This window comes from Moraxella sp. CTOTU47618 (assembly GCF_032017425.1).
Taxonomy (GTDB): domain Bacteria; phylum Pseudomonadota; class Gammaproteobacteria; order Pseudomonadales; family Moraxellaceae; genus Faucicola; species Faucicola tetraodonis.
The window spans coordinates 22,231-33,906 of record NZ_DALZPW010000015.1 but is presented as its reverse complement, the minus strand read 5'-3'; the positions used below and the strand labels follow the sequence as shown (position 1 = coordinate 33,906).

Annotated in this window: 9 protein-coding genes; 6 read left to right on the top strand and 3 right to left on the bottom strand. The window is 44.1% G+C overall.

All coding sequences use genetic code 11. The features are described from left to right. Positions 1–188: 188 nt before the first annotated feature. Positions 189–974, bottom strand: coding sequence for a transglutaminase-like domain-containing protein (locus RTS09_RS10230; RefSeq protein ID WP_312536763.1), 786 nt, complete (start codon positions 972–974; stop codon positions 189–191). Between the two features lie 262 nt (positions 975–1,236). Between RTS09_RS10230 and RTS09_RS10225 the strand changes: the two genes are divergently transcribed. The 3 genes from RTS09_RS10225 to rapA all read left to right on the top strand — a co-directional run bounded on the left by RTS09_RS10225 (position 1,237) and on the right by rapA (position 5,497). Continuing rightward, complete coding sequence (locus RTS09_RS10225) at positions 1,237–1,680, top strand: diacylglycerol kinase (RefSeq protein WP_312536761.1); 444 nt, start codon at positions 1,237–1,239, stop codon at positions 1,678–1,680. A 42-nt stretch (positions 1,681–1,722) separates the two neighbouring features. Further along, the gene (locus RTS09_RS10220; RefSeq protein WP_312536759.1) at positions 1,723–2,535 is read left to right on the top strand and encodes a DUF72 domain-containing protein; all 813 of its coding nucleotides are present in this window, start codon (positions 1,723–1,725) and stop codon (positions 2,533–2,535) included. A gap of 112 nt (positions 2,536–2,647) precedes the next feature. After that, positions 2,648–5,497, top strand: a complete 2,850-nt coding sequence (rapA, locus tag RTS09_RS10215) for an RNA polymerase-associated protein RapA (RefSeq protein ID WP_312536756.1) — start codon at positions 2,648–2,650, stop codon at positions 5,495–5,497. 155 nt (positions 5,498–5,652) lie between these two features. On the opposite strand, the gene RTS09_RS10210 is transcribed toward rapA, so the two are convergent. After that, positions 5,653–5,859, bottom strand: coding sequence for a hypothetical protein (locus RTS09_RS10210; RefSeq protein ID WP_312536753.1), 207 nt, complete (start codon positions 5,857–5,859; stop codon positions 5,653–5,655). A 170-nt stretch (positions 5,860–6,029) separates the two neighbouring features. On the opposite strand from RTS09_RS10210, the gene RTS09_RS10205 reads away from it, so the two are divergent. Together RTS09_RS10205 and RTS09_RS10200 are read left to right on the top strand one after the other, a co-directional pair. Beyond that, complete coding sequence (locus RTS09_RS10205; protein WP_312536750.1) at positions 6,030–7,922, top strand: putative nucleotidyltransferase substrate binding domain-containing protein; 1,893 nt, start codon at positions 6,030–6,032, stop codon at positions 7,920–7,922. Positions 7,923–7,976: 54 nt separating this feature from the next. Beyond that, positions 7,977–8,624, top strand: coding sequence for a 3'-5' exonuclease (locus RTS09_RS10200; RefSeq protein ID WP_312536748.1), 648 nt, complete (start codon positions 7,977–7,979; stop codon positions 8,622–8,624). A gap of 75 nt (positions 8,625–8,699) precedes the next feature. Here the strand turns inward: RTS09_RS10200 and RTS09_RS10195 are convergent, their stop codons facing one another. After that, complete coding sequence (locus RTS09_RS10195) at positions 8,700–9,458, bottom strand: hypothetical protein (RefSeq protein ID WP_060994502.1); 759 nt, start codon at positions 9,456–9,458, stop codon at positions 8,700–8,702. 400 nt (positions 9,459–9,858) lie between these two features. Between RTS09_RS10195 and RTS09_RS10190 the strand changes: the two genes are divergently transcribed. After that, complete coding sequence (locus tag RTS09_RS10190) at positions 9,859–11,673, top strand: D-alanyl-D-alanine carboxypeptidase/D-alanyl-D-alanine-endopeptidase (RefSeq protein WP_312536745.1); 1,815 nt, start codon at positions 9,859–9,861, stop codon at positions 11,671–11,673. Positions 11,674–11,676: the final 3 nt, after the last annotated feature.

The window sequence follows — 11,676 nt, the reverse complement described above, 5'->3', positions numbered from 1 at the left end:
TGTGGTTCGCCCATGTGAGAGTAGGTCATCGTCAGCTCCCTATTCCAAAACACCCTCTTTATTCGTTTAAAGGGGGTGTTTTTTTGCTTTGTGGGTTTGCAACAATCTAAGTTATGAATATTGGTAATTAAAAAATTGGGATGAAAGCCTTCTAATAAAGGCTTCCATTTCAAACATCTATGCCAAAATTAATCGATTTTTTCTACATTAACTTTCATATCTTTTAACTCAAATGGCGCGAAGAAAGTCGCAAAAGCAACATCCGCAGCATCCCTTCCATAACCTAAAATCACACGACCGCCTTTTGGCGCAGATTGCGTGGCGTCAAATGTGTACCATCGATCGCCAATAAAAACCTCATACCATGCATGTAAGTCCATTGGGTCAAGTTGATATAAGTAGCCAACCACCATGCGAGCGGGCATATCTAATGCCCGTGACAGGCTAATACCCAAATGGGCAAAATCACGACAGACGCCTTTTTTATGTTGCCAAGTGTCTAGTGCTGTGGTCTCTGCTGTACTACTCCCATATTGGTAAGTAAAGTTTTGGTGAATATAGGCGCAAATTGCCGCCGCTTTGTCATAACCTTCGGCAAAATCTTGGGTTATCATTTGGACTTCTTGAAGTAGAAATTCTGGCAGACAATAGCGACTGGGTAACAAATATACCATTGTATCTGAAGGCAGCTGCTCAATCGGTGTTTTTGGCATACCGGGTGCGACATCTATCCATTCACTGGTGTATAGTTCAACTGTTAGGCGAACTTGGTAATCCCCCATCGGAAATAAAACCCTGTCACATAAGTTACCAAAATTGTCGTTATAGCTTGTAACTGCTAGGGGTGGCGTGACTTGCCATTCTTCTTGAGTGATCTGCTGTGCTAAACCTGATTGCGGTCTTAGCAGAAACACTGCAGGGGTTGGCTGGGAAAAGTGATAATCGAGTTGGCAAGTGGCGCGTAATTTCATCATAGATTTTTCATCAAATAAGGTGACAACACTAACTAAAAATTGCAAGGTGGCGTGGTTGCTGCAAAAAATAGCAGAAGTCTTAGAATTTATGCCATTATCAGTAAAATGGCAATCAATATTTATAGATTTTATTTGCCCTTAAATTCGCATGATTCAAAGCTTGTTTATCAAGGGCTATCAATGCTCGCGGCAGTATATATTGTGAAAATTCTAGGATTAATCTATGGTAGAATGAGGAAATTTTTTAAAACCCATTAGCATCATGACATCACCTAGTTCAAATCAGCGCTCTGATAAATTTGCTAGCCATTTAGATGGGTATGCCGCGCAGACCAAGGGAAAAACGGGTCTCAAACGTATCATCAATGCCGCAGGTTACTCGAAAGATGGTTTAGTTGCGGCATATCAAAATGAAGCGGCTTTTCGACAGGTTGCATGGCTCAATAGCATTTTATTAATTGCGCTGATTTTTTTACCTTTTATAATGCCGATTAAAATGATACTGGTGTTTTCATCGTTTTTTTCTCTTATCGTCGAGTTGTTTAATACCGGTATTGAAGCGTCAATTGACCATACATCGACAGAACATCATCCGTTGGCAAAAATTGGTAAAGATGTAGGTTCTGCCGCGCAACTATTAGCCTTGACGATGCTGTTTTTGTTATGGATGATGGCGTTATATACGACTTTTATTAATTTCTATTAATCAATGATGGGCTAAGTTTGCAATTGAGTAGACCAATTTTCTATGAGCATCTATATCGGAACCGGGGGATACAGTGATACGGATTTTTTGGGAATCCTATATCCTGCTGACACCAAAAAAACCGAATTTTTAACCGAGTATAGTCGTCATTATGCCACTGTTGAAATCAATAGTAGCTTCTATGCGCCTTTAGGTCGAAAAGCGTATGAAGGTATGCTCAAAAAATCCAACGGAAAGCTAAAATTTTCGATTAAGATTCACCAAGATTTTACCCACCGATTAACCGCCACTGCAGAGACCGCGCAAGCTTTTTTGCAGGCGATTGAACCTATCTTGGCGGCAGATTGCTTGGCTGCGTTATTGATTCAATTTCCGCATGGTTTTGATAGAACGGTGGCACATCGTCAGTATTTGGCAACCTTGACCAGTTGGTTTGATGGGTTACCATTGGCGATAGAGTTTCGCCACCAAAGCTGGCATATCCCGCAAGTTTACGCCAGTTTTCAGCAGCAAAATTTGATTTGGTGTAGTGTGGACTACCCAAATATTCATGGTTTACCGCCCAGTCGGCTGTTGTTTACTAGCCGCATCGGTTATTTACGCATGCATGGGCAAAACTTAGACTGGTGGGATGCCCATTCGGCGGCCGAGCGGCATGATTATCGCTACAGTAATGTAGAAATGCAAGCTTGGGCAAAGACCATTGCCAATCAACAAGCCAATTTTGATACCTTGTATATTTACTTTGAAAATACGGTAAAAGGTCACGCGGTGTATAATATTGAGATGCTCACACAAGCGCTCATAACCGAAGGTATCACAGTCGTCAGTCCGTTGATAGCAAATGATGAATAACTAAACAGCCACTATCAACAAAATCATTCACTTGAAAATGTAATTTTTGCTATCATAAACAGTTTTACTTTTCATCATTTAAATTTCTAATTTGGAAGCATGGTTAAGCGGTATGACTGATTTTGCGATTGGACAACGTTATCTGTCGGATACAGAGAATGAATTGGGGCTGGGCGTCGTCGTGCTCGTTGATGAACGCTGCGTGCATATTTTGTTCCCGCAAAGTGAAGAAACGCGTGTGTATGCCAAGACATCGGCGCCTTTGTCGCGTGTGACTTTCAAAGTCGGGGATACCATACATGACCAAGATGGCGCATCGTATGTGGTCAGCGATTTTGAAGAGACCAATGGCGTCTATAAATACTCGGTTGAAGGTCATGACCGTGCGATTATGGAAACGCGCCTTGCGGCTAATATTAATTTGGCAAAACCACTTGAGCGCTTGCTCGCCAGTCGTATTCACCAAAATGATTGGTACGAACTGCGTCAAGAGCTACTGCGTACCCAAGCCTATTTGGCGTCTCATCCACTAAGAGGCTTGATGGGTGCACGTGTCGATATTATTGAGCATCAGCTGTATATCGCCCATGAAGTAGGTAAACGTATCGCGCCGCGCGTGCTGCTTGCCGATGAGGTAGGGCTTGGCAAGACGATTGAAGCGGGTCTCATTATTCACCAGCAACTCATCACCGGCAAATCTGAGCGTATTTTGATTTTGGTACCTGATAGTTTGCAGTACCAATGGATGATTGAAATGCGTCGTCGTTTTAATCTTGAATTTGCTATTTTTGATTTGGTCAGAACCGCAGCGATTGCAGAGCATGACCCTGAGCAAAATCCTTTTACGACTGAGCAGTTGATTATTGCCAGTATCGATTTGCTACTCGACCATGAAGATTTGCATGAAAAAGCCTTGGAAGCGGGGTTTGATTTGCTGGTTGTGGATGAAGCGCACCATCTGCATTGGGACAGTGAGCAAGGGGGCAATGACAAATACGATTTGGTTGAAGATTTGGCTGAACAAACCGCAGGTGTTTTGTTACTCACAGCAACCCCTGAGCAGTTAGGTTTAGAAAGCCATTTTGCGCGGTTACGATTGTTAGATCCCAATCGTTTTAATGATTTAGACGACTTTATCGATGCAGAAGAAAATTTTGCGCAAACCGCAGCAATTGCTGAAGTGTTATTGAGTGACCAATCGCTGTCAGATAAGCAAAAATCAGCATTAGCCCAGTTATTAGGTCATGACATCAGTGATGACGAGCAAGGTCGTGCGCGCGCCATCAATGAATTGTTAGATCGTCATGGTACTGGTCGTGTGCTATTTCGCAACACCCGTGAGAGCGTCTCTGAGCTTATTTCTGGCTTCAAAGGTCGGCGCTCAATAGCTTACCCGCTGCCGCTACCGATAAGTTGGCAAGACAGTTATCACACCCAAGGTAAATTGCGCGAACAATTATGGCCAGAAGAGTTACAGCCCGATGGCAGTTGGCTGGAACAAGACCCGCGGGTGCCTTGGCTGGTTGATTTGCTTAAAAACACCTTAAAACATCAAAAGGTGCTACTGATTGCGCGCAGTGGGGCAACGGTTGAGAGTTTAGAGGCGGTATTACGATTGCATGCGGGCATTAAAACCGCGATTTTTACTGAGCAGATGACCCTACTGGAGCGCGACCAAGCGGCGGCGTATTTTGCCGATATTGAAGGCGCGCAAGTATTGTTGGCTTCTGAAATTGGCTCTGAAGGGCGTAATTTTCAATTTGCCAGTGATTTAGTGTTGTTTGATTTGCCCGCCAATCCTGATACATTAGAACAGCGTATTGGTCGTCTCGATCGGATTGGTCAGCAAAACGAGATTACCATTCATGTACCTTTTGTCGAAGGCACGGCAACTGAACGTATGTACCGCTGGTATAACGAAGCGCTAAATATTTTTAACCAAATCTCACCCACGGCGCAAACCGTTCAAGAGCAGTTTATTGTAGATTTAAAACCGCTGCTCGAAGGGCAAAAAGTCGAGGATGAGGGTCAAGAAATTACTTTAGATCAGTTGATTGAAGAAGGCAACGCCCAGCGCCTCGCACTAGAAGCAGCCATGCAAGCAGGACGTGACAGACTGCTTGAATACAATTCTTGTCGCCCGCGTGTCGCCAGTAAAATCGCTTACACCATGCGTGATTTTGATGATACCCACATGTTGCCACGTTTGTTTGAACGCTTTATGTCGTCCATCAATATGGAATATAGTGGACAGCGTGATGGCTCATTGATGCTGCATCCGAGTGATGAAGTACAAGTGCAAGGACTGGCTGTCCCTGAAGATGGTATGACCTTGACCTTTGAGCGTGACCAAGCGTTACTACGCGAAGACATGGAATTTATGACTTATGAGCATCCTTTGATGCAAAGTATCTTTGAAACGGTCAACGCAGGCACGTTTGGTAATACCACGGTTGCAACCTTACAAAGTAATGCCATGCCTGAAGGACTGGTCTTGGTCGAAGTCAATTTTCGTGTTGAAGCGATTGCACCAAAGCTACTTAATTTACCCGCATTTTTGCCAAAGCCACTCATTCGGGTGTTTTTAAGCCAGCAAGGGACTGATTTTAGCGATAAAATCGCGCCTGATATGATCGTGTCGCATATTCATCGCTTGGACAAAACCCGAGCGCGCCAAGTTATCAAAGCGCGTAAAGACATCATCGAAGTGCGCTATGAGCAGGCAGTAGCATTGGCAAACCAGCAATTACCTGCGATAAGTGAGCAAGCCAAAGAGGTATTTAATCAGCGTTATGAGCGTGAAGTTGAGCGCCTGCAATATTTGCAATCCATCAATCCGAATGTACGGGACGCAGAAATCAATCAATTAAAACGTTTGCAAGAACAAGGCTTACATGCACTAGGTCATTTATCCTTAATTCCTGATAGTATCCGTGTGCTAGTCGCTGTCAAGCCCGCTTAATTGTTGTTTTGAATTTAGGTTAATTTAGGTTAAAGGTCAGCTTATATTAGGCTGACCTTTGTTATATGTTTGCATTTTCCATTTTGTGGTTAAGACCAGTTACCAGGTCTAGTTGCCAGGTCTATTTATCAGGCTTAGTTAGCAAAGCTAGTTATTTACACCTCAGGATTCACCACACTCATACTAAATTTAATTCCGATACTAAGCAGTACAATCGCCAGTGGCAACAGCACCATCGCAATGCGTTGGGTTTTATACCTAACAGGCGGCTCCTTACTAACTTTAGATAATAAAAAACATAGCATACCCGCGACCAATGTCAAAATCCCTAGACCTAAACAAAGAAAACCAAAATAATTCATCTGTTTACTCACTACCCATACATATATGTTTGACGGGTGTAAATTACATACCACCACGACCCATCTATATTTGTTGAAACATGATTGTTGCCTCAGACAACTTTGATTATAATCTAACAAGGCTCATAGGACATGAGATTTATTTTTAGCCGCAATACAAGGATGGTGAGATGAGTGGCTCAACGATACAGACTTTGGACATACAACATCTACACCAGCCCCCGTTTGATACACTAAGCGCTCAGCAGCGAACCCATCTGCAGCAGCACAGTAAAATCGTCTATTTGGACAACTTACAGCCTATACCCACTGGATGGCAAGGGGATTTTTTTATTATCCTTAAAGGCTTTGTTCATCAATTACAAGGCGATACGTTGATTGCTACCTTAAATGCAGGCGATTGGTTTGATACCAAGGTCAGGCAAAACAGCGTGTTCAACTTTATCACCCAGCAGCAAAGTCTGATGTACCGTATCGATGGCCAAGTGCTAAGTGCAATCACCGAGCAAAATCCCACCTTAAAAAACGCCTTGTTTGCTGATGTCGCTGCCCGTCTCAACCATCACCAAGCCCGCCTTGCCCAAAGTGAAAGTCAAAAACTGCTATATCAACCGATTGCCAATTTGGGGCAGCATATCAAACCGCCGCATTTTATCGATGATACGGCAACGCTTTATGAAGCCACGATGGCGATGAACCAATTTGACATCAAGCATATTTTGGTTAAGTCACAAACGCGAATGACCGAAACGGAGCGTGATAAACTCATCGCACAAGGCGTTGAAAAATCCACCATCGCAGCGTATGTCGAGCGCATCGGTATTTTTACCCAAACCGATGTGTGCCGAGCGATTGGACAAAAAGTTGATTTTGCCAGCACGCCTGTGTTGGACTTTACTAATTTTAAAATGCATACCGTGCATCAATCGCAAGATGTGAGTGAAGCCTTGCTGACCATGCTACAAACTCGTACCCACCGTTTACCCATTATTGACAGTCAAGGTCAAATCATTGGGATTTTGGGACAAACCGAATTACTGAGCTTTTTAACCAACCATTCCAATCTTATTGTTGCTCGTATTGAGCAAGCGCAGAGCCTAGAGGATGTTGCGGTGGCGGTGGAGTTGATTGGTAAATTTATCCGTGAGCAGCACGCGAGCGGCATCAAAATCCATGTTATCAGCCGTATGGTGCAAAGCTTGAATTTACAAGTGTTTGCCAAGGTATGGCAGCTGATTGTGCCTGCTATCACCTTCTACAATACTTGTCTGTTTGTGATGGGCTCAGAAGGGCGTGGTGAACAAATCTTGCGTACTGACCAAGACAATGCGCTAATTATCCGCAATGGTTTTAAAGATGACAATCTGCCCAGCTATGCCGCGCAGTTCAATGAGGCATTGGCGAACATGGGTTATCCCTATTGTGATGGCAAGATTATGCTTAGCAACGAGCGTTGGCGAAAAACTTCAACCGCCTTTGAAAGACAAATCACGGCATGGTATGTGAGTGGCAGTAGTGAAGATATGATGTGGATTGCGACCTTAATTGATGCGCATTTTGTTTGCGGCGATATTAAGCTCTTTGAGCAGCTGCAAAAACATTGGCAAGTCAGCGCGCAAAATGTGGCGACTAGCAACTTTATCAACCGTTTTGCCAAACCGATTCTACAATTTGGCGATAGCAGTGGCTGGTGGCAAAAGTTTGTTAGCGGTAGCGATACCGATATTGACCTAAAAAAAGCAGGGATATTCCCGATTGTCCATGGCGTGCGAGCCTTGTCATTGGAATATCATATCACTGAGACCAATACTCGAAGCCGACTGCGGCAGCTGGCACAGCAAAACGTGCTAGATGACACCATGGCGCAAAATCTGGCAGAAGCACTGGATTTTTTTATGGCAAAACGATTGGATGTGGCATTGACCACACAGGATAGAACAGCGCGAGCGGTAAATCCCAATCACTTATCAGCACTGGAAAAAGACTTGTTAAAAGAATGTTTGGCGATGGTCAAAGATTTTAAAACCTTCATTACCCATCATTATCGCCTAGATATTTTTTAACTAAGTAGATATTTTTTAACTAAATAGATAGCGTTAATTGCCTAGAGAAAAGCCATGTTTCATCGCATCAAAAATCTGTTCGACGGTCAAAAACTTGAGCGACAAAAACAGCGACTCACTAAGCCTGAGTATGCCTATCTGTTTGATACCCCGCTATCTAAAGTCGCCAATGAGTGGGTGAGCCTAGACCTAGAAATGACCGGGCTAAATGCCAAACAAGATTATATTTTAAGTGTCGGTGCAGTACAGGTACGCAAAGAAAGTAACGGGTTTGTGATTGATACCGATAGCGCGCTGTCCTTGGTATGCCGTCCGCCTGTGATGCCCACCCACGACACCATTGTGATTCACGGATTAAGACCGATAGATGTCGACAATGGCTTATCGTATGACGAGATGCTCACCCAATTATTGCCAATGCTTAAAAACCGTCCGATAATTGGGTTTTGTGTGGACATGGATATGGCGTTTTTAAATGCCATTGCCAAACCGTTTTTGGGCGTGGAACTGGCTAATAAACTTGTCGATGTCAGTCGCTTGTATCAACAAAATCAGTATCGACATGACCCCAGCCAAGTTGGGCAACTACCACACCTCAATAAGCTGCTAGAGGAATACCAAATCCCGCGATTACCTGCCCATAATGCCCTTAATGATGCCATCATGACTGCCATGTTATTTACCCATCTAATGAAGTCATAGCAGGCTTATGAAGTCATAAAAGCTAACCGACATAAAAAAACTCTCATCATGAGAGTTTTTTATTTAAAGATGACTTTATTTTTTACTGGGAGCGGCGTCTGCGCCTTTTGGCTTGATGCCTGCTTCTTGGGTTAATTGCATCAACATGGTACGGGCTTCTTCAGCAGATTTTTGCGCTTTTTCCATTGACTTAGCAATTTCTGGATTGGTCTCTGGGGTTGCCGTTGGTTTTTTGATTAAAGCCGCCGTACCGGCACGGCTATTGGTAATACTTTCAACCATTTTATCGCGGGTTTGTGCGACACGGGGGTCATTAAATTTTAATTTGTTAAGCGTGGCTTTTTGCAAATCTAACTGTGCCACCACTTCTTTAAAGAAAGCTTGTTGGTCAGCAGGCGTTTTGGCGTTTTGCATTTTTTTTGCCATTTCTGCTTGTTTGGCTTGGGTATTGCGGTCAAGCTCGTTTAAGGTTTTAAATAGCTGAGTCAAATCTGCTTTTAGGGCAAGATTAGGGGCCGCAGCCGCGGCATTATTGGCGGCAACTGTAGGCGCGCTGCTAACGTTGGCGGTTTTTTCTGCAGTCGCTGGCGTGGTGACAGTTGTCGTGGCTGACGAAGCAGCGGTGGTAACGGCAGCACTAGCAGGCGCGCTAGAGGTGGCTTGGGATGCTACCACAGGTGCGGTAGTCGTAGAGGTTGATGTGGTGGTGGTCGTCGTTGCAGAAGCGGTGGTGGTTGCGGCTTTATCATCTTTTTTTGAGCATGCAGATAACGCTAGCACAAGACTCATAGCGCCTATAGTCATGGCAGAGGTGGCGATAGATTTGTTTAACATAGAGTTTTTTTAACCTAAATAATTTTTTAATCTAAATAGCTTTAATCTAAATAACTTTAATATAAATCACTTGTTAACCTAAATGATTTTAATCTAAATAATTTTTTCACCCAAATCAATGGGGTAAGAATCCTCAACTGAAGTTTGAGTCGGCAATAGCAGTGACTGCAATGTGGCAATTAGGCGACAGTTTAGCAAATATCTAAAAATTGAAATGTAGAGAATTGCAACAGAAGGCTACGGCAGTTTGTCTAAATGCCTTAATTTTAGCCGATTTGCTATGAAATCCAGTGGATTTTTATGGCAAAAAGCGATAAGGTGGCAGCTTATTTTGCCTAATTTATTTTTGCCTAATAAGATTCGATACCTAGTATAGATTCGTCACATTGTTGCTGTTGTTATGAAAAATTCGCGCCAATCCGTGGGTCTGCAAACCTGCGCTACTCAATTATTGTCTTTAAAAACGGGTTTATTGCTATGGATGGCTTGTCTGTCCTTGGTGGGTCATACGTCAGATACCACACAAGTCCAGCCGCCAATACTCACTGATTCGGTGACCAAGCAAAGCCATGCAGTCATGGGGCAGCGCGATCCAGTCAACAAGCTACCTGAAACGATTCAGGCCAAACTTGCCCAAGCCAATATTCCGACCGATAGCCTGAGCATGGTGGTACAACCGCTAACGGACAATGCACAAAATGTAGCATCGACTGCGCCCCAAAAGCCTTTGTTTAGTTATAACGCTGATGTGCCACGTACCCCTGCATCTACGCAAAAACTGATTCCCACTTATGTGTCGCTTGATAGTTTGGGCAAAGACTTTGTTTGGCAAACCAAATTGTATCAGCATGGTTTTGTGTGGAAAGGCACGCTTTATGGTGATGTGATTGTGCAGGGCAGTGGCGACCCAAAACTGGAAAACGAGCGCTTGTACCAGCTGCTTGCCATGATCAAAGCACAGGGTATTAAGCAAGTACAAGGCAATTTAATCATCGATAATCAGCAGTTTCAAGGGGTGGATTTTGATGTTAATGCGTTTGATGGTAAAGGGTTACGCCCTTATAATGCCCAGCCCAATGCTTTGTTAACCAATTTTGGTACGGTGGAAGTGGATTTGGTGCCAATAGCAAAACCTAATGCAATAGCAGCTATCAAACCTGCTAAGGCATCCGCTAGTGGTAGCAGTGCTACTACTTCGAACACATCTGACCTTTATAACGAAGCGGCAAATCTTGAGCAAATCCAAAGCAAACCTTCGATTAATCCCAAAGACGTCGCGGCGTATCAGGTCATCCTAAAGCCTGCGCTGGCAAACTTTACTATGCCTACAACACTTAAAGCCAGTCAAGCGCCTTGCAATAGCAGCCAAGATGATTGGATTGGGACATTGACGTCTACAGGATTGAGCTTTCACCAAACCGCGTCCGCCTTTTGTGGTGAGCAAAAGCGCTATCTGACGTTTCCTGATGGGGATGTACTGGTCAAACAACAAATCATCGCTGACTGGCAAAAAATCTTGCCAAACTTTACAGGGAATATTGAATTTGCCAACCCTGCAGTGCCCTATATGCAGCAAGCCAAGGCGATACCGCAAGCGCTACCTTGGTATATTCGCTTATACCTAAAATACTTTGGCAAACCCTTGACCCCAAAATTGGTGGGCTATGTCGCCTCCAATCCATTGCACGAACAAATCAAAGACATCAATCAGCACTCCAACAATGTGATGACGGAACAAATCGCCTTGTCGCTACCGCTGTATGCCGACAAGCAGCGTATCAGCACTTATCCAAAAACCTTTGCCTACATCCACCAGTGGTGGCAACAAAAGCTGCCCCAAGCTCAGCCCCCTGTGATGACTAGAGCCTCAGGTTTATGCCGAGATTGCCGCGTGGCGCCCAATAGCATGTTAGCGCTGCTAACTCTCGCCTATCATTCACCCAATTTTACGGTTTATCGTGATTCGTTGGGCGTGGCAGGCGAGTCGGGTACCATCAAAGCGCTCAAACTGCGCCAGCCAAATAACCCTGCCATTGGGCATGCTTGGATCAAAACAGGCACGCTCGATAATGTCACCAGTATGGCAGGCTATGTTCAAGGCAAATCAGGAAAATGGTATGCAGTGGTTGGGATGATTAATGCCGACAATGTCAAAAATAATAGCAATGCCAAAGCCGTGCTCGATGAAATGCTAGCGTGGACAGCGCTGCAGTAATTG

What these genes read in the sequence shown, in the direction of transcription:
- RTS09_RS10230 (WP_312536763.1), bottom strand. Translation starts at nt 974, where the DNA reads ATGATGAAATTACGCGCCACTTGCCAACTCGATTATCACTTTTCCCAG.
- RTS09_RS10225 (WP_312536761.1), top strand. Translation starts at nt 1,237, where the DNA reads ATGACATCACCTAGTTCAAATCAGCGCTCTGATAAATTTGCTAGCCAT.
- RTS09_RS10220 (WP_312536759.1), top strand. Translation starts at nt 1,723, where the DNA reads ATGAGCATCTATATCGGAACCGGGGGATACAGTGATACGGATTTTTTG.
- rapA (WP_312536756.1), top strand. Translation starts at nt 2,648, where the DNA reads ATGACTGATTTTGCGATTGGACAACGTTATCTGTCGGATACAGAGAAT.
- RTS09_RS10210 (WP_312536753.1), bottom strand. Translation starts at nt 5,859, where the DNA reads ATGAATTATTTTGGTTTTCTTTGTTTAGGTCTAGGGATTTTGACATTG.
- RTS09_RS10205 (WP_312536750.1), top strand. Translation starts at nt 6,030, where the DNA reads ATGAGTGGCTCAACGATACAGACTTTGGACATACAACATCTACACCAG.
- RTS09_RS10200 (WP_312536748.1), top strand. Translation starts at nt 7,977, where the DNA reads ATGTTTCATCGCATCAAAAATCTGTTCGACGGTCAAAAACTTGAGCGA.
- RTS09_RS10195 (WP_060994502.1), bottom strand. Translation starts at nt 9,458, where the DNA reads ATGTTAAACAAATCTATCGCCACCTCTGCCATGACTATAGGCGCTATG.
- RTS09_RS10190 (WP_312536745.1), top strand. Translation starts at nt 9,859, where the DNA reads ATGAAAAATTCGCGCCAATCCGTGGGTCTGCAAACCTGCGCTACTCAA.